This is a genomic window from Peptoniphilus indolicus ATCC 29427 (assembly GCF_000227315.1).
Taxonomy (GTDB): domain Bacteria; phylum Bacillota; class Clostridia; order Tissierellales; family Peptoniphilaceae; genus Peptoniphilus; species Peptoniphilus indolicus.
The window spans coordinates 732,154-752,681 of record NZ_JH165061.1 but is presented as its reverse complement, the minus strand read 5'-3'; the positions used below and the strand labels follow the sequence as shown (position 1 = coordinate 752,681).

The window sequence follows — 20,528 nt, the reverse complement described above, 5'->3', positions numbered from 1 at the left end:
TTAATAAATTATTAAAGCTATTAAAATGCAAACAAACCCAGGGAAAATTCCTGGGTTTGTCTACAATCTGAGGACTTCTATTAAAAGTCCTTTTTCAGAATATATAATTTGAAATAGCTTTTTTCAAGCTCATCAATAATTATACTAATTGAATTATAGCCTTTTCTGCGCCATCTCCAAGACGATTGCCAAGCTTTAATATTCTTGTGTATCCACCGTTTCTTTCTGAATAGTTTGGAGCTATTTCAGTAAATAATTTAGTAACTACATCTTCATCATATATATAAGCTAAAGCTTGTCTTCTTGCATGAAGATCTCCTCTTTTTCCAAGAGTAATCATTTTTTCAGCCATTCTCTTAGTTTCTTTAGCTCTTGTAACTGTAGTAGTTATTTGTCCTTCTCTTAATAGTGAAGTTACAAGATTTCTAAGCATAGCTTTTCTATGTGCAGTTGGGCGACCAAGTTTTCTTAACTTTGCCATGTGTCCCTCCTCTTTATTCGTCTTCTTGTCTCAAACCAAGTCCGAGTTCATTTAACTTATTAATAACTTCTTCTAAAGATTTTCTACCTAAATTTCTAACCTTCATCATTTCATCTTCAGTTTTAGAAGCAAGTTCCTCGACTGTATTGATGTTGGCTCTCTTTAAACAGTTAAAACTTCTAACGGATAAATCCATTTCTTCAACTGTCATCTCTAGAACTTTTTCTTTATCATCTTCCGGTTTTTCAACCATGATGTTGACCTGATCCACATGGTCAGTTAAACCAATAAACAAATCTAAGTGTTCTGTTAGGATTTTTGCAGCAAGAGATGTTGCTTCATCAGCTTTCATAGATCCATCAGTTGTAACTTCGAGTATAAGTTTATCAAAGTCAGTTCTTTGACCAACTCTTGTGTTTTCAACTTTCCAATTAACTTTTTTAATTGGAGTGTAATTTGAATCTATTGCTATAACGCCTATCTCAGAAATTTCATCCTTCTTAAGTTCAGCAGGTTCATAGCCACGTCCCTTTTCTACAGTCAATTCCATATAGACTTCCGCATCTTCATTAAGTGTAGCAATGTGGTGATCAGAGTTTACTATCTCCACTTCTGGTCCTACTTGAATATCAGATGCAGTAATTACCCCTTCGCCCTTCTTTTCTATAATAAGCTTTACAGGTAGCTCTTCATCCATTCTTAGAACTATTCCCTTAATGTTCAATATGATTTGCGGTACATCTTCAAGAACTCCCGGAATTGTATCAAATTCATGCTCAACACCTCTGATGTTGATAAATGAAACTGCAGCACCGGGTAGTGATGAAAGAAGAACCCTTCTAAGAGAGTTCCCTATGGTAATTCCGTATCCACTTTCAAGTGGTTCTACTATAAACTTACCATATTCACCGCTATCACTAATCTCTTCTATTTCAATGCTCGGTTTTTCTATTTCTATCATGGGTCCTCCTCTTTGCGACTACAGGAGTTCGTTAAACTCTCCTACGTTTAGGTGGTCTACAACCATTGTGTGGAATTGGTGTTACATCTTTGATCATTGTTACTTCCAAACCAGAAGCTTGTAATGATCTGATTGCAGCTTCTCTTCCTGAACCCGGTCCCTTAACATAAACTTCTACTTGCTTTAGTCCATGTTCTTTAGCTTTGTTTGCAGCTTCTTGTGCTGCTTCTTGTGCTGCAAAAGGAGTCGATTTTCTTGATCCTCTAAAACCAAGTTGACCAGCACTTGCCCAAGATATTACATTTCCTGACATATCAGTTAGGGTAACCATGGTATTGTTGAAAGTTGAAGCTATGTGAGCTTGACCTTTTTCAATATTTTTACGTTCTCTTCTTCTTACACGAGTCGTTTTTTGTTGTTTTTTAGCCATTATACCCCTCCTTTACTTCTTTTTAGAAACTAATTTCTTAGGGCCTTTTCTTGTCCTTGCATTAGTTTTAGTTTTTTGGCCTCTTACTGGAAGGCCTTTTTTATGTCTCATACCTCTGTAGCAGTTAATGTCTCTAAGTCTTTTAATGTTCATTTGAACTTCACGACGTAGATCCCCTTCTACTTGGTAACTAGCTATTTCTTCTCTTATACGAGCTACTTCTGCTTCAGATAAGTCCTTAACCCTTGTATCAAAATTTACATCGGCTTTAGTTAAAATCTCTTGAGATCTTTTTCTTCCGATTCCATAGATATAGGTAAGACCTATTTCAACACGCTTTTCTCTGGGTAAGTCAATACCAGCGATTCTTGCCATAAGTTCCCCCTTAACCTTGTCTTTGCTTGTGCTTAGGATTTTCGCAAATTACCATTACACGGCCTTTTCTCTTTATTATCTTACATTTTTCGCACATCTTTTTTACAGATGGTCTAACTTTCATTCTGTATTCCTCCTAGTTCATGTGCCCCTATGGGGTATCCCTTTCGGATATAGGATTATTTCTTTCTCCAGGTAATTCTACCCCTAGTCAAATCGTACGGGGAAAGTTCAACAGTTACCTTATCACCTGGAAGTATTCTTATATAGTTCATTCTCAGTTTACCTGAAATATGAGCTAAAATAACGTGTCCATTTTCCAACTCAACTTTAAAATGAGTGTTTGGAAGAGCATCAACTACTATTCCTTCAACTTCAATTACATCTTCTTTGGCCACTCTAAGGCTCCTTTCTCTTAGATATATTGCTTTAGCAACTTTTGTATGTGAGCATCTAAGATATTTGGATGAATTTCTTCAACAGCCTTATAAACTATTAAATGCTTCATCTTCTTTTTCTTAGGCTTTTCAAGCGTTCTTCTCTTGCCATCTACAATCTCAACATATTCGCTGTCTAAAACTTTATAGACTAAAAATATTCCCCCTGCATCACGCCCGGTTTTCGATTTGACAACTTGACCAATATTTATATTATTTGTTAACTCCATTAGTCATTTTCTAACCCTTTTACTACTGCATTAAATACTTCGCTTATTTCTTGTTCGCCATCAACATTTAATAATAATGATTGAGCTTTATAGTAATCAATAAGCGGTGTAGTTTGATCCAAGTAAACTTGGATTCTTGTGCTCACTGTTTCTTCAGTATCATCTGCTCTTTGAATTAGAGGTGTTCCGTCCTTGTCACAAACTCCTTCAACTTTTGGAGGATTGAACTTAACATGATATGTTGTGCCACAAGTCTTACAAATTCTTCTGCCAACTGCTCTTTCAACTAGAATTTTAGGGTCAACTTCAATATTTATAACACGGTCAAGTTTTGTTCCCATTCTATCAAGCATAGCGTCTAAACTAACTGCTTGTTGCACTGTACGAGGAAACCCGTCTAATAGGAATCCATCTTTACAATCATCACGTTGTAATCTATCTTCTACTATTTCAATTACTACTTCATCTGGTACTAAAAGTCCTTTATCCATATAACCTTTAGCTTTTTTACCAAGTTCTGTTTCATTGTTTATATTTTCTCTAAAAATGTCTCCAGTTGATATATGAGGAATATTATATTTCTCTATAATTGACTCTGCCTGAGTACCTTTACCAGCCCCTGGAGGCCCTAGTATAACGAGTTTCATATTCTCCTCCTATTTCTTTAAGAAACCTTTATAGTGTCTCATTAATAGTTGTTGTTCAAGAGTTCTTGTAGTTTCAAGGATTACACCTACCACGATTATCATACTTGTACCACCAAAAGCAAATGGAAGCCCACTAATTTTGTTGAGTAGTATAGGAAGTATCGCTAGTATAGCAAGTGCTATAGCTCCTGGAAATACTAATCTGTTAACAGTTCTTTGTAAATATTCACTTGTTGGTTTTCCAGATCTTATACCTGGAATAAAACCACCATTTTGTTGCATTTGTTTAGAATATTCTACAGTATTAAATTGAATTGATGTATAGAAATAAGTGAAAAAAACTATTAAAAGTACTGTCAATACAATGTAAAGTATAGTTCCAACTGTACCTTGTGTTGTGAAATACTTTAATATGAAATTCTTAGTTGACTCATTTCTTGTAAACATTGCAAATGTAGCAGGTATAGCTACAATTGAACTTGCAAATATCATTGGCATAACACCAGTCATAAGTACCTTAATAGGTATATGAGTTGATTGTCCACCATACATCTTTCTACCTACAACTCTTTTTGCATATTGTACTGGAATTCTTCTTTCTCCTTCGTTAAGAGTTACTACAAAGAAGATAATTCCGATTACAATCAATAAGAACAAAGCAAGGAATATAGGATTTGCTCTGCCTGCTTTTACTAAAGCTATTGATTGAGCTATATCTTTAGGGAATCTTGTAACGATACCCGCGAATATTATTATTGAAATACCATTTCCAATTCCATGTTCTGTAATTTGCTCTCCAATCCAAATTAGGAATGCCGTACCGGCTACTATAGATAAAACAACTACTGCTTTTTCTATAAAGTTTGTTGCCATAACAGCCTTTCCAAAGAATCCAAAAGAATATCCCAAAGCTTGTACTAAAGCTATTACTATAGCTAAATATCTTGTGTACTTTGCTATTGTCTTTCTTCCAGTTTCTCCTTCTTTAGCAAGAGCTTCTAATGAAGGAATTGCTATTGTCAAAAGTTGTAATACAATCGATGCGGTAATATATGGATATATATTTGCTGCAAATATTGTATAATTACTCAAACTACCGCCGCTCATTAAATCTATTAGAGCAAATACTGATTGATTTGCTCCGTTAAATAGTTTTTGAACAACTTGAGCATTCATATATGGAACCGGTATATGTGAACCAAGTCTATACACCAAAAGCATTAAAAGAGTGAATATCATCTTTTTACGCAAATTTGGTATTTTCCAAGCATTTCTAAAAGTAGAAATCATTAGATCACCTCGGCCTTTCCTCCCGCAGCCTCAATTTTTTCCGCCGCAGACTTTGAGATATGTTGAGCTTTTACAGTTAGCTTAACATTAATGTCGCCGTTGCCTAGAATCCTAACTCCGTCTTTAGCTTTTCTTGCTTTTACAAGACCTTGTTCAATTAAAAGTTCAGGTGTAACTTCTGTTCCTTCTTCAAATACATTTAGAGCTTCAAGATTTATTACAGCCCACTCTTTTGCGAAGTTGTTAGTGAAACCTCTCTTAGGTAAACGTCTGAATAAAGGCATTTGACCTCCTTCAAATCCAGGTCTTACTCCGCCGCCACTTCTAGCGTTTTGCCCTTTGTGTCCTCTTCCGGCAGTCTTTCCTGTACCAGAACCGATACCTCTACCAAGTCTTTTTTTGGCTTTAACTCCGCCGCCTTCTGCAGGTCTTAAGTCATGTAATTTCACGTCTTACACCTCCTTATTCTTCGATTTCAAGCATATATGCTACTTGCTTTATCATACCTCTGATTTGAGGATTATCTTCTTTTTCAAGTACTTGTCCTAATTTCTTGAATCCAAGCGCTTTAACTGTTTTTTTGTGAGTCTTTTGTCTACCGATAGGGCTCTTTACTAATTTAATTTTCATAGTCTTCTACCCCCTTATCCTAAAATCTCGTCTACAGACTTATTTCTAAGTCTTGCTACACTTTCAGCACTCTTAAGTTCAGATAGTGCTTTAACTGTAGCATTAACTACATTTCTCGGATTTGAAGTTCCCAAGTTGTGAGTACGAATATCAGTAATACCTGCTAATTCACATACCGCACGAACAGGTCCCCCTGCGATAACTCCGGTACCTTCACTAGCTGGTTTTAAAAATACTTTACCCGCTCCAAAAATTCCTGTGATTTGGTGAGGGATACTTGTTCCTAGTAAGTTTACTTTTATTAAGTGCTTTTTAGCATCTTGTGTTGCTTTTCTGATTGCCTCTGGTACTTCTAGTGCCTTACCAGTTCCAATACCTACGTGACCATTTCTATCACCAACAACAACAAGTGCAGAGAATCTGAAGTTCTTACCGCCCTTTACAACCTTAGCAACTCTATTTATTGCTACTACTTTGTCTTCAAGGTCTAGTTCTCTAGCATCGATTAATGAACGTTCCATATTTCCCTCCCCTGTTAAAATTTTAGTCCGGCTTCTCTTGCTGATTCTGCAAGAGCTTTTATTTTTCCGTGATATAGATATCCGCTTCTGTCAAATACAACTTCAGAAATGCCGGCTTCTAAAGCTTTCTTTGCTACAGTTGCTCCAATTACCTTTGCTGCTTCAATATTTTTAGTGTTTTCAAGTCCTAGTGACTTATCTAAAGTTGAAGCACTTACAAGTGTATTTCCGTTTACATCATCTATAACTTGTGCATAAATATGTGCACTTGATCTGAAAACAGAAAGTCTTGGACGTGACTCGGTACCGGAGATGTGATTTCTAATTCTTTTGTGTCTCTTTATTCTATTCGCATTTTTGTCGATTTTTTTAAACACTGTTTACCTCCTACTTACCTGTCTTACCAACTTTACGTCTTACATATTCATCAACATATCTGATACCTTTTCCCTTGTACGGTTCAGGTTGTCTATATTTTCTGATTAATGCAGCGTATTGACCAACTTGTTGTTTATCAATACCTGATACGACGATTTTAGTTGGAGCTGGTACTTCTGTTTCAATGCCTGCTGGATCTTCAAGCTCTAATGGATGAGAAAAACCTAAATTTAGGGCTAATTTCTTACCATTTTTAGCTGCTCTATATCCTGTACCAATTATTTCTAATTCTTTTTTATAACCTTCAGTAACTCCCACAACCATGTTTTGAATCAAAGTTCTTACAAGGCCATGTAATGACTTATGTTTTTTGCTATCGGATGGTCTTTCTACAGTAAGACTTCCATCTTGTAAGCTTATTTTCATGGAGCTATCAAAAGTTTGAGATAATTCTCCTTTGGGACCCTTTACTGTTACAGTGTTTCCGTCGAACTTTACGTCAACGCCACTTGGGATCTCAATAGGTTTTTTTCCAATTCTTGACATATGTCCTCCTTACCAAACGTAGCAAATAACTTCTCCGCCTACGTTGTTTTGTCTCGCTTCTTTATCTGTTAACATTCCCTTAGAAGTTGAGATAATTGCGATTCCAAGACCCCCTAAAACTTTTGGCACGTCTTGACTCCCAACGTACACTCTAAGTCCCGGCTTTGAAATTCTCTTTATACCACTAATTACTTTTTCGTTATTTTCACCATATTTTAAATCTATTCTAATAACACCTTGTTTGTCATCATCAATTACTTCAACATTCTTGATGTAACCTTCTTTTAATAAGATGTTTGATATTTCCTTTTTAATGTTTGAAGCAGGTATATCTACAGACTTATGTCTTGCATTGTTACCATTTCTTATTCTGGTGAGCATATCTGCGATTGGATCTGTCATCATGTGCTTTCGCCTCCCTTCTTAGGTTTACCAGCTGGCTTTTCTTACTCCGGGGATTTGTCCTTTGTAAGCCAATTCTCTAAAACAAATTCTACAAATACCGTATTTCTTAAGTACGGCATGCGGTCTCCCACAAATACTACATCTTGTATATTCACGACTGCTGAACTTTTGTTTTCTTTTTTGTTTAGCAACCATTGATTTCTTTGCCACAGTTACCTCCTACTATTTTGTAAATGGCATTCCCATTTTTTCTAGGAAAGCTTTAGCTTCTTCGTCTGTGTTAGCAGATGTTACTATAATGATATCCATACCTCTTATAGCATCAACTTTATCATATTCTATTTCAGGGAATATAAGTTGTTCTTTAAGACCCAAAGCATAATTTCCTCTGCCGTCAAATGCTGTTGGCTTAATTCCTCTGAAGTCTCTAACTCTTGGAAGTGCAACGTTCATTAACTTATCTAAAAAGTCATACATCTTGCGACCTCTAAGTGTTACTTTACATCCTATTTTATGACCTTCACGAAGTTTGAAGTTCGCGATACTCTTCTTTGCATAAGTTATAACAGGCTTTTGTCCTGAAATAAGAGTTAAATCATTTATTGCTGATTCAAGAAGTTTAGGATTATCTTTAGCTTCTCCAAGTCCAATGTTAATTACGACTTTTTCCAGCTTAGGAACTTCCATAATATTCTTATAACCAAACTTTTCAAGTAGATAGTTTACTACTTCATCTTTATATTTTTCTTGTAGTCTTGAAGTCATATTCTACCTCCTTACTTAATAGTTTTTCCGTTAGATTTTGCATATCTAACTTTCTTGCCGTCTTCAATTCTGTAACCAATCTTTGAAACTTTTCCGTCTACAAAGTATTGTACATTTGAAACATGAATTGGAGCTTCTTGCTTCTCAATACCGCCTGCTTGTTGTGGTCCTCTAGGTTTTAAATGTTTAGTTACTACATTTACCTTTTCTACTACAACTCTATCTTCTTTTGGGAAAGTCTTAAGTACTTTACCGGTAGCTCCTTTGTCTTTTCCGGCAATTACTTTAACTGTATCACCTTTTTTAATACGCATTTCTACCTCCCGATTATAGTACTTCCGGTGCTAAAGAGATAATCTTCATGAAGTTTCCGCCTCTAAGCTCTCTTGTAACCGGTCCGAAGATACGAGTTCCTACCGGACTCTTATCATCCTTTATTATTACTGCTGCATTATCATCAAATTTTATATATGATCCGTCTGCACGACTAATTCCTCTGCTTGTTCTTACGATTACTGCTTTAACTACAGAACCTTTTTTAACAACACCGCCCGGTGTTGCACTTTTAACAGAACATACTACAACATCACCAATGTTTGCGATTCTTCTGTTTGTACCACCTAGGACTTTAATGACAAGTAGTTCTTTAGCTCCGGAATTGTCAGCAACACGTAGTCTAGTTTCTTGTTGTATCATTGATCTCTCCTTACTTATTGAGCTTTCTCAATAATATTTACAAGTCTCCATCTCTTGTCTTTAGATAGTGGTCTTGTTTCCATAATTCTTACTTTATCGCCGATTCCACATTCATTCTTTTCGTCATGTGCTTTGAATTTAGTAGTCTTCTTGAATCTCTTCTTATAGATCGGGTGAACTTTGAAAGTTTCCACCGCTACTACTATTGTTTTATCCATTTTATCGGAGACAACTGTTCCTGTGATTTGTTTTCTATGATTTCTTTCCATGGATTATGCCTCCTTTCCAACTTCTAATTCACGTTCTCTAAGAATGGTTTTAACTCTGGCAATATCTTTTTTTACCGCTCTAATACTTGCAGGATTTTCAAGTTGTCCTGTTGCAAGTCTGAATCTTAAGTTAAAGAGTTCATTCTTAAGTTCATTTGCTCTCTTATTTAGTTCTTCACTTGACATTTGGCGAACTTCTTTAGCCTTCATTAGATTCACCATCCTTTTCTTTCATAACGAATCTTGTCTTAATTGGAAGTTTCATAGCTGCAAGTCTCATAGCTTCACGAGCTACTTCTTCGCTTACTCCACTCATTTCAAACATGATACGTCCCGGTTTTACAACTGCTACCCAATATGAAGGAGCCCCTTTACCAGAACCCATACGAGTTTCAGCTGGTTTTTCAGTTACTGACTTATCAGGGAATATCTTAATCCAGATATTACCGCCTCTTTTGATATATCTTGTCATAGCACGACGTGCCGATTCTATTTGATTTGAAGTAATCCATGCAGGTTCAAGTGCTTGAAGACCATATTCTCCGTAAGTAAGGGTGTTTCCACGAAGTGCCTTACCCTTCATTCTACCTCTATGAACTCTACGATACTTCACTCTTTTAGGCATTAACATACTGTTTTCCTCCTTTTAAAAAGCTCAGTTTGATCTTTCTTTAGAACCTCTTTGGTTATTACGATCGTTTCTAAAGTTTCTCTTTCTGTTGTTCTTGTTATCTCTATCTTTTTGATCTTTGTTTTTAGGTCTTCTCTTTCTGTTGTCATCGTTAACTCTGTTTCCTGACACTCCTGGAAGAACTTCTCCCTTATAAAGCCATACCTTTACACCGATCTTACCATAAGTTGTATCAGCTTCAGCAAATCCGTAATCAATGTCAGCTCTTAGTGTTTGTAGAGGTATAGTTCCTTCTGAATAACCTTCAGTTCTCGCCATATCAGCTCCCCCCAAACGACCTGAAACAGCTGTTTTGATACCTTGCGCTCCTGATCTCATACTTCTTTGGATAGCTTGTTTCATCGCTCTTCTGAAAGAAACTCTTCTTTCAAGAGATTCAGCAATTGATTCAGCAACAAGTGTTGCATCTAAATCTTGGTTTTTAATTTCTTCTATATTAATAACTACGCTTTTACCTGTTAATTTTTCAAGTTCAGCTCTAAGTTCTTCAACACCTACTCCGCCACGTCCGATTACCATTCCCGGTTTAGCAGTAGATATTGAAACTTTAACCTTGTTTGCAGCTCTTTCAATTTCTATTTTAGAAATTCCGGCTGTATAAAGTTTTTTCTTTACATATTTACGAATTTCGTTGTCTTCAAGTAATAGTCCCGCAAAACTCTTCTTGTTTGCATACCATTTTGAATCCCAATCTTTGATTATGCCGACACGAAGTCCATGTGGGTTAACCTTTTGGCCCATTAATACCCTCCTTATTCCATTTCTGCTACTACAACGCCGATGTGACTTGATCTCTTAAGTATCGGATAAGCCATACCCTTAGCCTTAGGGCGAAATCTCTTCATTGTAGGACCGTCATTAGCAAATGCATTCTTAACGTATAAATTTTCTCTATCTATATTTAAATTATTTTCAGCATTAGCTACAGCAGAATGAAGCACTTTATAAAGTTCTTTAGCTCCTCTTTTTGGAGTAAATTTCAACATTGAAAGGGCTTCGTCAACTTGCTTTCCACGAATTTCAGCACAGATGTAGTTTACTTTGAGCGGTGAAATTCTTACATATTTTGCAATTGCTCTTGCTTCCATCTTATCCCCTCTCTTACTTCCTTGTAGTCTTTTCGTTCTTAGCAACATGTCCTCTATAAGTTCTTGTTGGAACGAATTCACCAAGTTTGTGACCAACCATATCTTCAGTTATAAAAATTGGCACGTGCTTTCTACCGTCATGAACTGCAATAGTATGTCCTACCATTTCAGGGAATATAGTTGAACGGCGAGACCATGTTTTTACAACTTTCTTTTGATTTGATTCATTTAATTCATCTATCTTCTTTAGCAAATGTTCATCTGCAAAAGGTCCTTTTTTAAGTGATCTACTCATTCTATACCTCCCGCTTACTTAGTTCTTCTTCTTACGATATACATATCGCTCTTCTTGTTTTTCTTTCTTGTCTTAAGACCAAGAGCCGGTTTACCCCAAGGAGTCATTGGCGAAGGTCTACCTACCGGAGCTCTACCTTCCCCACCACCATGAGGGTGATCAACAGGGTTCATTACAGTTCCTCTTACATGAGGTCTCTTTCCAAGATATCTGCTCTTTCCCGCCTTACCAAGAGTGATAAGTTCGTGAGATGCATTACCTACAGAACCAATTGTAGCTTTACAGTTTAAGAATACTCTTCTAAACTCACCAGATGGAAGTCTAAGTTGAGCAAATCTTCCTTCTTTAGCCATTAATTGAGCTTCTGTACCTGCACTTCTTGCAAGTTGTCCGCCCTTTCCAGGTGTCATTTCAATATTGTGTACTGTTGTACCAACAGGAATATCTTTAAGCTCAAGAGCATTACCCACTTTGATATCAGCTTCTGAACCTGATTCAACAGCATCTCCAACTTTTAATCCTTCCGGAGCGATGATATATCTCTTTTCTCCATCGGCATAATTTAAAAGTGCGATGTATGAAGTTCTATTTGGGTCATATTCAATTGATGCAACCTTTGCAGGTACTCCATCTTTATTTCTCTTGAAATCTATAATTCTGTATCTTCTCTTTACTCCGCCGCCTCTGTGACGTGAAGTGATTCTACCTTGAGCATTTCTACCGCCTGAACTCTTTAAGCTTACTGTTAAGCTCTTCTCAGGAGTGGTTTTTGTTATTTCCTCAAAAGTAGAAACAGTCATCTGTCTACGCGCAGGAGAGGTTGGTTTATATCCTTTTATAGCCATTGTCTACCTCCTTATTCCATTCCTTCAAAGAATTCAATTGCCTTAGAATCCTCTGTAAGTTGAACTATTGCTTTTTTCCAGTTAGAACGTCTTCCTTGGTGAGCACCTTGTCTCTTAAGCTTTCCTACCATGTTCATAGTTCTTACAGTCTTAACCTTTACGCCAAAAACAGTTTCAACCGCTGCTCTTATTTCAGTTTTAGTTGCGCGCTTATCAACTTCGAAAGTGTACTTACCATTTTCGATAAGATCCATACTTCTTTCAGTTACTATCGGTTTTTTAATAATGTCATAGTAATTCATTAGTTAAATACCTCCTCAACCACTTTAAGTGCATCTTGAGTGATTACTAATGAGTTGTACTTTAATAAGTCATATACATTGATGTTACGAGCTTCAGAAATTTGAACATTAGCTATGTTAGCTCCAGCTCTTACAACATCTTTATCATTCTCAGCAGTTACCACTAATGCTTTTTTGTCAGCACCTATTGCGTTTAACATTTTTTGGAAGTTCTTTGTCTTAAGTTCATCAAATTTGATGTTATCAAGTACAATTATTTCTCCATCTCTTAACTTAGAAGTCAATACACTCTTAAGAGCAAGTCTTCTAACTTTTTTAGGAGTTGTGTAAGAGAAATCTCTTGGTTTTGGTGCAAATACAACTCCACCACCTCTGAATTGAGGAGATCTTATACTACCTTGACGAGCACGTCCTGTACCCTTTTGTCTCCAAGGTTTTCTACCGCCACCACGCACTTCTGAACGAGTCTTAGCACTCTTTGTCCCTTGTCTCTTATTAGCAAGAATGTTCTTTACTACTAAGTAAACCGCGTGTTCATTTACTTCTATATCAAAAATTTCTTCGTTTAATTCAACTTCAGAAATATTTTCACCGTTCATATTAATAACTTGAACTTTAGGCATTTAAAACCCTCCTTTCACTTACTTATGGTTCTTTACAGTTTCTTTAACTGTTACAAGACCTTTTTTATTTCCCGGAACAGCTCCTTTTACAAGAATTAGGTTCTTATCCGCATCAATTCTAACAATTTCAAGATTTTGAACAGTAACTCTGTCATGACCCATTTTGCCAGCCATTCTATGACCTTTGAATACTTTTCCAGGATAAGAAGCAGCTCCCATACCACCAGGCATTCTATGGAACTTAGAACCGTGAGTTTCTCTACCACGAGCAAACCCATGTCTCTTAATAACACCTTGAGTTCCCTTACCTTTTGAAGTTCCAGTTACATCAACAAATTCTCCAGCTTGGAAAATATCAACTTTAATTTCATCACCAACATTGTAAGAATCTACATCTTCAGTTCTGAATTCTCCGAGATGCTTTTTATAAGCAACAGACGCTTTGTCAAAGTGTCCTTTCATTGGTTTGTTTACTCTTCTATCTTTAACTTCACCAACAGCTACTTGAATAGCGTTGTATCCGTCAACCTCTACAGTTTTCTTTTGAACAACTACATTAGGTTCAACTTGAATAACTGTAACCGGTGTAACAACTCCACCTTCATCGAAGATTTGAGTCATTCCGATTTTTTTACCCATTAATAATTTCAATGTCTACCTCCTAAATTTACAGCGGATTGCTTAGCAATCATATAAAGAACAATTATTAAAGCTTGATTTCTATCTCAACACCAGCCGGCAAATTGAGTTTCATTAGAGAATCAACAGTCTTTTGATTTGGATTAACTATGTCAATTAGACGTTTGTGAGTTCTTTGTTCGAATTGTTCCCTTGAATCTTTGTACTTGTGAACAGCTCTTAGAATTGTTATGATTTCCTTTTCTGTAGGAAGTGGAATTGGACCTGAAACAGTAGCCCCTGTTTGCTTTGCAGCTTCCACAATTCTTGAAGCAGAACTATCTAATAGTTCGTGATCGTAAGCTTTAAGTCTGATTCTAATTTTTTGCTTGTTTGCCATTTTATTCCTCCTAATCGCTACGTTTTGCGAATAGGGTTATTGATACACACTCCCCGGTGTTTCATGCCAGGGATTAAAAAAAGAAAAAATAACCCACGCTGAAGTCCAGCTTCAACTTCTCGTTCATAATTACCTTAAAATCCCTTTTTCCCTCAAGATTTCAAGCAACTTATGAAGTCATCGCATATAAATATATTTCAAACGCCTATACATTATACAAAAGCCAGACTTAGTTGTAAAGAGCTTTTTTTGTGTTTTTATAATGTTTTTTCTAGAGGTAATTGTAAAATTGAATTAAACTAAAAAATTCCTTTGAAATTAAATTTAGTATAATTGAATTGTCTCAACACAAACCCAAAAATAAAAAACTATGGAATATAATAATATTAACAACCTCAATGAAAAATAAATATTTAAACCACTTAGAAATAAGCCAAATTCAAACTTTACACCACAAAAATATCCAGTATATAGAATAACAAAAAAGTAAAAATATATGTTAGGACTTTTATGAAATTTTTTCTAATTCAATTTAACATACACAAAAAATAAATTGGCCGGTTTCCCGACCAAATTAATTCTCAGCTCTTAAAATATTTATATCTTTTCCTTCTATTATTCTATTCATATTTCTAACAGAACACATCTTTCCACACATAGTACAAGAGTCTCCATGCATAGGCACACTCTCTTCTCTATATCTCTTACATTTTTCAGGGTCCATTGAAAGTTCAAATTGAGCGTCCCAATCCAAAACTCTACGAGCTTCTCCCATCTTTCTGTCCCATTCAATTGCTCCTTTCACTCCCTTAGCTATATCCCCAGCATGAGCGGCAATTCTACAAGCTATAATCCCCTCTCTCATATCTTCAACAGTTGGAAGCCTCAAATGTTCTGCCGGTGTTACATAACATAGAAAATCAACTCCAGCCGCAGCAGCCATAGCTCCTCCTATAGCCGAAGTGATGTGGTCATAACCGGGAGCAACATCAGTTACTAAAGGTCCTAATACATACAACGGAGCTTCATGAGTTAATTTTTTTGCTACCTTTACATTTGTAACTACATCATTTATCTGAATATGTCCGGGTCCTTCAATCATGACTTGAACGTTCTTATTCCAAGCTCTCTTAGCAAGCTCTCCTAACAAAATCAACTCATGTATTTGACTTGCATCAGTTCCGTCCACAAGACAGCCCGGTCTCATTCCATCCCCCAACGAGATAGTTATGTCATGCTCCGCACAAATTTCAAGCAACTCGTCATAGTATTCAAAATAAGGATTTTCTTTCTTATTCAATTCCATCCATGCATAAGTTAAAGAACCTCCCCTTGAAACTATATTCAACAATCTTGGATTTCTTTTAAAAATTTCTGCCGAAGAAAGATTCACACCCGCATGGATAGTTACAAAATCCACACCATTTTCCCCATGCTTTCTCACAACATCCAAAAATTCCTTAGCAGTTATATCTTGTAATTCCTTATCATAAAATCCAACTGCATCATATATTGGTACAGTACCTATCATAGCATCTGAAACTTCGATAAGTCTTTTTCTAAACTCCTCAGTTTTTCCAAAAGAAGAAAGGTCCATTATCGCATCAGCTTTCATTTCAAGCGCATCTTTTACTTTTACAATCTCACACTCAACATCAGGACAATCCCTTGAAATCCCAAGATTTACATTTATCTTAGTCTTAAGTCCCTTACCAATGCCCGCATAAGTTTTTCTCTTGTGATTTTTATTCGCCGGAATTGCAATCTTGCCCTCTTTTACTCCATTTAAAATAAAATTTACATCTAGCTCTTCTATCTCTGCAACAACTTTCATTTCATCAGTTACAAAACCTGCCTTTGCAGCTTCCATTTGTGTCTTATAGTTCAAGTTATTCTTCCTTTCTTAAAAATAATAAATTTTTAAATTGCTCCTAGCTTGACTAACTTTTCCCCATATAAAAAACATAGAATCCTCGTCAAAAAGTATTCTACGTAAATTACGAATATTCCCCAACGTTGGCATTATCCAAATCTGGTTATAGGTCAAAGCTTTTTAGCTTACTCTCAGCCCACTACTATGAGCTCCCTTTTATAATTAAATGATAACACAATTTTTTTATTAATGACAAACTTTTACAACAAAAACTCTCGAGTTCCCCCGAGAGTTTTAAAATTAGTTATATTCATAAAAACCTTTTTAGTTTTCTTCCAAGTTGTCCGGCTCTAACCATTTTTCTAAGAAGAGTGTGCGCTCTGTACTTAGGGTCTTTAAATTCATCATAAAGAACGTCCATTATAGCAAGAACTACATCTAATCCAACTAAATCCCCTAATTCAAGAGGTCCCATTGGATGATTAGCGCCAAGTTTCATTGCGTTGTCGATATCCTCAACACTTGCAACTCCCTCAGCATAAATTCCAATACCTTCGTTGATCATCGGAATTAAAATTCTATTTACTACAAATCCCGGAGCTTCAGCAACTTCAACAGGAGTCTTTCCAATCTCATTTGAAAGGTCAATTATAGTTTTCTTAACAGCTTCATCAGTAAGTTGTCCTGAAATAACTTCTATAAGCTTCATTGCAGGAACCGGATTGAAGAAGTGCATTCCAATTACTTTATCAGGTCTTGATGTAGCAGCCCCTATGTCAGTAATTGAAAGAGAAGAAGTATTTGATGCAAGAATTGTAGATTCTTTGCAAACTTCATCAAGTTCTTTAAAAATCGCTTTTTTAATAGTCGGATTTTCAGTTGCAGCTTCAATAATTAAATCTGCATCTCTAATATCCTCTATTGAATCTGAAACAGATAAGTTTTTAAGAGCTTTATCCATTTCATCTTGAGTCATCTTACTCTTAGATACATTCTTTTCATAACCTTTTTTTATTCTTTCTTGAGCTGCTTTTAAAGCTTCCGGTGCTATATCTCTTACAACTACTTCATGCTTTGGAGCTAAAACTTGAGCTATTCCAGAACCCATAGTACCTGATCCTATTACTGCTATCTTCATCTTTTCCTCCTTATTTATTTTGAAATTCCGGCTTTCTCTTTTCAAGGAAAGCTTTCATGCCTTCTTTTTGGTCCTCAGTTGCAAAACATAGACCAAAAAGTGATTTTTCTATATTCATGGAAGTATCTATATCAACCTGCATACCTGTATTCATTGACTCTTTACAGTTTCTAATCGCAATCTTAGAATTTTTAGTTATTTTTTTTGCTATTTCATAAGCCTTATCCATCAATTCTTCAGGTTCAACAACGTGAGCCACAAGCCCTATTTCATAAGCTCTTTCAGCCTTAATAGGTTCAGCTGTAAAAATTAATTCCTTAGCTTTAGAGAGTCCAACAGTACGTGCAAGTCTTTGTGTTCCACCAAATCCCGGAGTAATTCCAAGCCCTACTTCAGGTTGCCCAATTAAAGCCTTAGTTGATGCAACTCTTATATCACATGAAAGAGCTAACTCACATCCACCGCCAAGAGCAAATCCATTTATAGCTGCAATTACAGGTATCTTTAGCTTTTCTAATTTTAAGAATACATCCATACCTCTCTTAGCAAACTCACTTGCTTCAGCAGCATTTAAAGTAGCCATTTCAGAAATATCCGCACCGGCTACAAAAGCCTTTCCAGCTCCAGTTATAACTACAACATCTATATCCGTTGATAACTCAATTTCAGTAAGACATTGATCAAGTTCATTGATAACTTCAGTGTTAAGGGCATTCAAACTCTTTTCTCTGTTTATAGTAAGAGTTAAAATATTGTCGTTATTTTCAAGTTTTAAAAATTTGTAATCCATTATATCATTTAGCCTCTTTCAACTGTAAGTGCAGTTCCTTGTCCCCCACCTATACATAGAGTAGCTAAACCTTTCTTAGCATCTCTCTTCTTCATTTCGAAAAGTAAAGTAGTTAAAATTCTTGCTCCACTAGCTCCGATAGGGTGACCAATAGCAATAGCTCCACCATTTACGTTTACTTTTTCCATATCAAAACCAAGTTCTTTAGCCACAGCTCCAGCTTGTGCAGCAAATGCTTCATTAGCTTCAATTAAATCAAGATCTGCAACACTCCAGCCAGCCTTGTCAAGAGCCTTAGTTGATGATGGTATTGGACCAGTCCCCATAATTTGAGGGTCTACACCAGCTGATGCATAAGATACAACAGTTGCAAGAGGTTCAATTCCAAGCTCTTTAGCCTTTTCTTCAGACATAACAACCATAAAAGCTGCTCCATCATTTATACCAGAAGCATTACCAGCTGTTACTGTACCATCTTCTTTCTTAAATGCAGTCTTTAATTTAGAAAGAGTTTCTTCAGTTACGCCGTCTTTAATATATTCATCTTTATCAACAACAGTTACATTTCCTTTTCTGTCCTTTATTTCAACAGGAACTATTTCATCAGCAAATCTACCATCTCTACGAGCAGCTTCAGCTCTGTTTTGAGAAACAGCTGCGATGTGATCTTGTTGTTCTCTTGTAATACCAAATTTTTCAGATACATTTTCAGCAGTTATACCCATGTGGTAATTGTTAAAAGCATCCCAAAGACCGTCTTTAATCATAACATCGACCATCTTTCCATCTCCCATTCTGGCTCCCCATCTCGCATTAGTAAGAACATAAGGTGCCATAGACATGTTTTCAGTACCTCCAGCAAGAATTATTTCAGCATCTCCAGCTTTTATAATTTGTGCTGCTAAAGAGATAGCTCTTAAACCAGAACCACAAACCTTGTTTATAGTTAATGAAGGAACTTCCTTAGGTATGCCAGCTGCCATCGATACTTGTCTTGCAACATTTTGTCCAAGACCCGCTTGAAGAACATTACCAACTATTACTTCATCAATTGTTGCAGAATCTATTCCAGCTCTCTTAATAGCTTCTTTAGCCGCAACTTTACCAAGTTCTATAGCTGTAACATTTTTAAAAGCCCCACCAAACGAACCTACAGGCGTTCTAGCCGCACTTGCAATAACTACTTTTGTCATAAATTTTCCTCCTAAAATTAAATCCTATAAGCCTTTAAGCCAATTGATTTATTTGCATTTTTTCTTCATACTTTTCCATTAGAATACATTAATCCCCTAATTAGAATCCCCTAAAAATTCTTGAAATTATATATCCTAAAATTAACTTCAAAACAATTAAAATACTATTTTAAAGTTATGTATAAGCATAATATACACTTTTTAGCACTTAGAATATACTTTATCCTTTAAAAGGATATCTATCCTATCAAATTAAAATCAAACCATAGTACTAACCCATACTAATATACCCATTAGAAAACTCTAATCAACATCAAATGAGATAAAACCATATCTCATATTGTGGAATACGATCGAAAGTTTTCCATTAAAAATTTTAACATATTACACAATAAAAAGCACCCTATATTCTAAGGTTAAAACTCTAAAAATAAAATTCAACACCTCTTAAAACGTACTAATTTAAATTTGCATATAAGACACAAAAGTAGAAAAGCGCCCCGTCGCCAAGGCACTTCTCCATTCAAAGTTTATATATTTTTGGAGTTTTATTTAAGGACAATCATAAACTTTTATTTTTAAAAGCTCTTACTTTTCGGAAATAACCTTAACCATTTGATGTGTTCCATCAGCTTTTTCTTTTGATTTTGCGTATTCATAAGAATTAGTTGCTGAAACCATATCTAAATAGTACCATGCGTTTTCGTCTAAGTCAGAGAATTTCGATACGTCTGATGGTAGGTTTTCTTTCCCAAGAGTTCTGTTTTGCATTCTGTTTAGTATTGTTACTACTTCTGCTCTTGTTATGCTCTTTTCCGGCTTGAATGTTCCGTCTTCGTATCCTTTGATTCTTTGGTTTGCGAATGCTTGGTCAATTGCTTTTTCTGCCCAGTGCCCTTTTACATCGCCAAATGGTGATACTGCTGTATTTGCTTTATCTAAGTTCTTTAGAATTTGTGCAAATTCTGCTCTTGTTATATATTCGTTTGGCTTGAATGTTCCATCTGGGTAGCCTGACATTATTCCTGCTTTTACTACTGCGTTGATATATTGGTTATACCATGCGCTTTGAGTATCTGCGAATGCTGGTTGAGACATATCTGTTAATGAGTATCCCATTAATCTCGCTACCATTGCAGCTGCTTCTGCTCTTGTTATTTCTCCATATGGTCTCACACTTCCATCTTTGTATCCGAAGATGTATGCTTTGTGTGTTCCTATTACTTTTGCTATTGCTTCTTCTTTCTTTGGAGCTACAACTTGAGCTTTTTCTCCCCTCTTTTCTGCTGGGGCTTTTACAAATCTAAAGTCTATTGAGCCTGCGTTATAGTTGTTGTCGTTTCCGTCTCTTTCACGAGGTTCTGGTCTGTAGTTATCTCTTCCATCTATTATTGTTTGTGATGGAGTTAATACTACTCTATCTTTTCCATTTTCTCTAATAGTTACATTTCCTCTATCATCAACTTTGATACTATTTGAATCAATTGTTGGATTTGTTTTCTTAACAGCTTCTTTGATTAAATCTTTTTCTAAATCTGTTAACCTGTTAGGGTCTCGTACTACAATCTTAGAAGATGGAACATTTATTTTTATTTCTTCTTCTCCAGGTTC

34 protein-coding genes and 1 pseudogene are annotated in these 20,528 nt (G+C 35.9%); all 35 read right to left on the bottom strand.

What is annotated here, in order from left to right; translation table 11 throughout:
* Positions 1 to 139: 139 nt before the first annotated feature.
* Positions 140 to 481, bottom strand: coding sequence for a 50S ribosomal protein L17 (rplQ, locus tag HMPREF9129_RS03420; protein WP_004820380.1), 342 nt, complete (start codon positions 479 to 481; stop codon positions 140 to 142).
* A gap of 13 nt (positions 482 to 494) precedes the next feature.
* A complete protein-coding gene (locus tag HMPREF9129_RS03415; RefSeq protein WP_004820378.1) occupies positions 495 to 1,442 on the bottom strand; it encodes a DNA-directed RNA polymerase subunit alpha in 948 nt (315 codons plus the stop codon).
* Positions 1,443 to 1,473: 31 nt separating this feature from the next.
* Positions 1,474 to 1,872 (bottom strand): 30S ribosomal protein S11, encoded by a 399-nt coding sequence (gene rpsK / locus HMPREF9129_RS03410; RefSeq protein ID WP_004820376.1) that lies wholly within the window; start codon positions 1,870 to 1,872, stop codon positions 1,474 to 1,476.
* A gap of 12 nt (positions 1,873 to 1,884) precedes the next feature.
* The gene (rpsM, locus tag HMPREF9129_RS03405; RefSeq protein ID WP_004820373.1) at positions 1,885 to 2,247 is read right to left on the bottom strand and encodes a 30S ribosomal protein S13; all 363 of its coding nucleotides are present in this window, start codon (positions 2,245 to 2,247) and stop codon (positions 1,885 to 1,887) included.
* A 10-nt stretch (positions 2,248 to 2,257) separates the two neighbouring features.
* Positions 2,258 to 2,371, bottom strand: a complete 114-nt coding sequence (rpmJ, locus tag HMPREF9129_RS03400; protein WP_004820371.1) for a 50S ribosomal protein L36 — start codon at positions 2,369 to 2,371, stop codon at positions 2,258 to 2,260.
* A 55-nt stretch (positions 2,372 to 2,426) separates the two neighbouring features.
* On the bottom strand, positions 2,427 to 2,645 hold the full coding sequence (gene infA / locus HMPREF9129_RS03395; protein ID WP_004820369.1) for a translation initiation factor IF-1: 219 nt from the start codon (positions 2,643 to 2,645) through the stop codon (positions 2,427 to 2,429).
* 17 nt (positions 2,646 to 2,662) lie between these two features.
* Positions 2,663 to 2,914: a KOW domain-containing RNA-binding protein gene (locus HMPREF9129_RS03390; protein ID WP_004820367.1), complete on the bottom strand. Its 252-nt coding sequence runs from the start codon at positions 2,912 to 2,914 to the stop codon at positions 2,663 to 2,665.
* Entirely contained in the window at positions 2,914 to 3,561 is a 648-nt protein-coding gene (locus tag HMPREF9129_RS03385) for an adenylate kinase (protein WP_004820365.1), read from the bottom strand. Before HMPREF9129_RS03385 ends, HMPREF9129_RS03390 begins: the two co-directional genes overlap by 1 nt.
* 9 nt (positions 3,562 to 3,570) lie before the next feature.
* A complete protein-coding gene (secY, locus tag HMPREF9129_RS03380; RefSeq protein WP_004820363.1) occupies positions 3,571 to 4,851 on the bottom strand; it encodes a preprotein translocase subunit SecY in 1,281 nt (426 codons plus the stop codon).
* Complete coding sequence (gene rplO, locus HMPREF9129_RS03375; protein WP_004820362.1) at positions 4,851 to 5,300, bottom strand: 50S ribosomal protein L15; 450 nt, start codon at positions 5,298 to 5,300, stop codon at positions 4,851 to 4,853. Before rplO ends, secY begins: the two co-directional genes overlap by 1 nt.
* Before the next feature lie 13 nt (positions 5,301 to 5,313).
* Complete coding sequence (gene rpmD, locus HMPREF9129_RS03370; RefSeq protein WP_004820360.1) at positions 5,314 to 5,481, bottom strand: 50S ribosomal protein L30; 168 nt, start codon at positions 5,479 to 5,481, stop codon at positions 5,314 to 5,316.
* 14 nt (positions 5,482 to 5,495) lie between these two features.
* Positions 5,496 to 6,002, bottom strand: a complete 507-nt coding sequence (gene rpsE / locus HMPREF9129_RS03365) for a 30S ribosomal protein S5 (protein WP_004820358.1) — start codon at positions 6,000 to 6,002, stop codon at positions 5,496 to 5,498.
* 14 nt (positions 6,003 to 6,016) lie between these two features.
* Positions 6,017 to 6,379, bottom strand: a complete 363-nt coding sequence (gene rplR / locus HMPREF9129_RS03360; RefSeq protein WP_004820355.1) for a 50S ribosomal protein L18 — start codon at positions 6,377 to 6,379, stop codon at positions 6,017 to 6,019.
* Between the two features lie 10 nt (positions 6,380 to 6,389).
* The gene (gene rplF / locus HMPREF9129_RS03355; protein ID WP_004820353.1) at positions 6,390 to 6,926 is read right to left on the bottom strand and encodes a 50S ribosomal protein L6; all 537 of its coding nucleotides are present in this window, start codon (positions 6,924 to 6,926) and stop codon (positions 6,390 to 6,392) included.
* A 9-nt stretch (positions 6,927 to 6,935) separates the two neighbouring features.
* Positions 6,936 to 7,331, bottom strand: coding sequence for a 30S ribosomal protein S8 (rpsH, locus tag HMPREF9129_RS03350; protein WP_004820351.1), 396 nt, complete (start codon positions 7,329 to 7,331; stop codon positions 6,936 to 6,938).
* A gap of 24 nt (positions 7,332 to 7,355) precedes the next feature.
* Complete coding sequence (locus HMPREF9129_RS03345) at positions 7,356 to 7,541, bottom strand: type Z 30S ribosomal protein S14 (RefSeq protein WP_004820350.1); 186 nt, start codon at positions 7,539 to 7,541, stop codon at positions 7,356 to 7,358.
* 12 nt (positions 7,542 to 7,553) lie between these two features.
* Complete coding sequence (rplE, locus tag HMPREF9129_RS03340; RefSeq protein ID WP_004820348.1) at positions 7,554 to 8,096, bottom strand: 50S ribosomal protein L5; 543 nt, start codon at positions 8,094 to 8,096, stop codon at positions 7,554 to 7,556.
* A gap of 11 nt (positions 8,097 to 8,107) precedes the next feature.
* Complete coding sequence (gene rplX, locus HMPREF9129_RS03335; protein ID WP_004820345.1) at positions 8,108 to 8,410, bottom strand: 50S ribosomal protein L24; 303 nt, start codon at positions 8,408 to 8,410, stop codon at positions 8,108 to 8,110.
* Between the two features lie 13 nt (positions 8,411 to 8,423).
* A complete protein-coding gene (rplN, locus tag HMPREF9129_RS03330; protein ID WP_004820344.1) occupies positions 8,424 to 8,792 on the bottom strand; it encodes a 50S ribosomal protein L14 in 369 nt (122 codons plus the stop codon).
* 14 nt (positions 8,793 to 8,806) lie between these two features.
* Positions 8,807 to 9,061, bottom strand: a complete 255-nt coding sequence (gene rpsQ, locus HMPREF9129_RS03325; RefSeq protein ID WP_004820342.1) for a 30S ribosomal protein S17 — start codon at positions 9,059 to 9,061, stop codon at positions 8,807 to 8,809.
* A 3-nt stretch (positions 9,062 to 9,064) separates the two neighbouring features.
* A complete protein-coding gene (gene rpmC, locus HMPREF9129_RS03320) occupies positions 9,065 to 9,271 on the bottom strand; it encodes a 50S ribosomal protein L29 (protein WP_004820340.1) in 207 nt (68 codons plus the stop codon).
* Positions 9,261 to 9,692 carry a 50S ribosomal protein L16 gene (rplP, locus tag HMPREF9129_RS03315; RefSeq protein ID WP_004820338.1) on the bottom strand — a complete coding sequence of 144 codons (432 nt, stop codon included), beginning with the start codon at positions 9,690 to 9,692 and terminating at the stop codon, positions 9,261 to 9,263. The genes rpmC and rplP overlap by 11 nt, the downstream gene beginning before the upstream one ends.
* A gap of 24 nt (positions 9,693 to 9,716) precedes the next feature.
* A complete protein-coding gene (rpsC, locus tag HMPREF9129_RS03310; RefSeq protein WP_004820337.1) occupies positions 9,717 to 10,493 on the bottom strand; it encodes a 30S ribosomal protein S3 in 777 nt (258 codons plus the stop codon).
* A gap of 11 nt (positions 10,494 to 10,504) precedes the next feature.
* Entirely contained in the window at positions 10,505 to 10,840 is a 336-nt protein-coding gene (gene rplV / locus HMPREF9129_RS03305; protein ID WP_040552264.1) for a 50S ribosomal protein L22, read from the bottom strand.
* A gap of 13 nt (positions 10,841 to 10,853) precedes the next feature.
* A complete protein-coding gene (gene rpsS / locus HMPREF9129_RS03300; RefSeq protein ID WP_004820333.1) occupies positions 10,854 to 11,135 on the bottom strand; it encodes a 30S ribosomal protein S19 in 282 nt (93 codons plus the stop codon).
* 14 nt (positions 11,136 to 11,149) lie between these two features.
* A complete protein-coding gene (gene rplB / locus HMPREF9129_RS03295) occupies positions 11,150 to 11,980 on the bottom strand; it encodes a 50S ribosomal protein L2 (protein ID WP_004820332.1) in 831 nt (276 codons plus the stop codon).
* A gap of 11 nt (positions 11,981 to 11,991) precedes the next feature.
* Positions 11,992 to 12,282 (bottom strand): 50S ribosomal protein L23, encoded by a 291-nt coding sequence (gene rplW / locus HMPREF9129_RS03290; protein ID WP_004820330.1) that lies wholly within the window; start codon positions 12,280 to 12,282, stop codon positions 11,992 to 11,994.
* Entirely contained in the window at positions 12,282 to 12,905 is a 624-nt protein-coding gene (gene rplD, locus HMPREF9129_RS03285) for a 50S ribosomal protein L4 (RefSeq protein WP_004820329.1), read from the bottom strand. The genes rplW and rplD overlap by 1 nt, the downstream gene beginning before the upstream one ends.
* 18 nt (positions 12,906 to 12,923) lie before the next feature.
* Entirely contained in the window at positions 12,924 to 13,556 is a 633-nt protein-coding gene (rplC, locus tag HMPREF9129_RS03280; RefSeq protein WP_004820327.1) for a 50S ribosomal protein L3, read from the bottom strand.
* 55 nt (positions 13,557 to 13,611) lie between these two features.
* A complete protein-coding gene (rpsJ, locus tag HMPREF9129_RS03275; protein WP_004820326.1) occupies positions 13,612 to 13,923 on the bottom strand; it encodes a 30S ribosomal protein S10 in 312 nt (103 codons plus the stop codon).
* 574 nt (positions 13,924 to 14,497) lie between these two features.
* Positions 14,498 to 15,811 (bottom strand): phosphomethylpyrimidine synthase ThiC, encoded by a 1,314-nt coding sequence (thiC, locus tag HMPREF9129_RS03270; RefSeq protein ID WP_040552262.1) that lies wholly within the window; start codon positions 15,809 to 15,811, stop codon positions 14,498 to 14,500.
* Between the two features lie 285 nt (positions 15,812 to 16,096).
* Positions 16,097 to 16,934: pseudogene (locus HMPREF9129_RS03265) on the bottom strand (3-hydroxybutyryl-CoA dehydrogenase).
* A gap of 10 nt (positions 16,935 to 16,944) precedes the next feature.
* Positions 16,945 to 17,724 carry an enoyl-CoA hydratase-related protein gene (locus HMPREF9129_RS03260; protein ID WP_004820320.1) on the bottom strand — a complete coding sequence of 260 codons (780 nt, stop codon included), beginning with the start codon at positions 17,722 to 17,724 and terminating at the stop codon, positions 16,945 to 16,947.
* Positions 17,725 to 17,732: 8 nt separating this feature from the next.
* On the bottom strand, positions 17,733 to 18,917 hold the full coding sequence (locus tag HMPREF9129_RS03255; protein ID WP_004820318.1) for an acetyl-CoA C-acetyltransferase: 1,185 nt from the start codon (positions 18,915 to 18,917) through the stop codon (positions 17,733 to 17,735).
* A 588-nt stretch (positions 18,918 to 19,505) separates the two neighbouring features.
* A partial coding sequence (locus tag HMPREF9129_RS11340) for an S-layer homology domain-containing protein (protein ID WP_004820317.1) occupies positions 19,506 to 20,528 on the bottom strand: 1,023 nt, incomplete at its 5' end.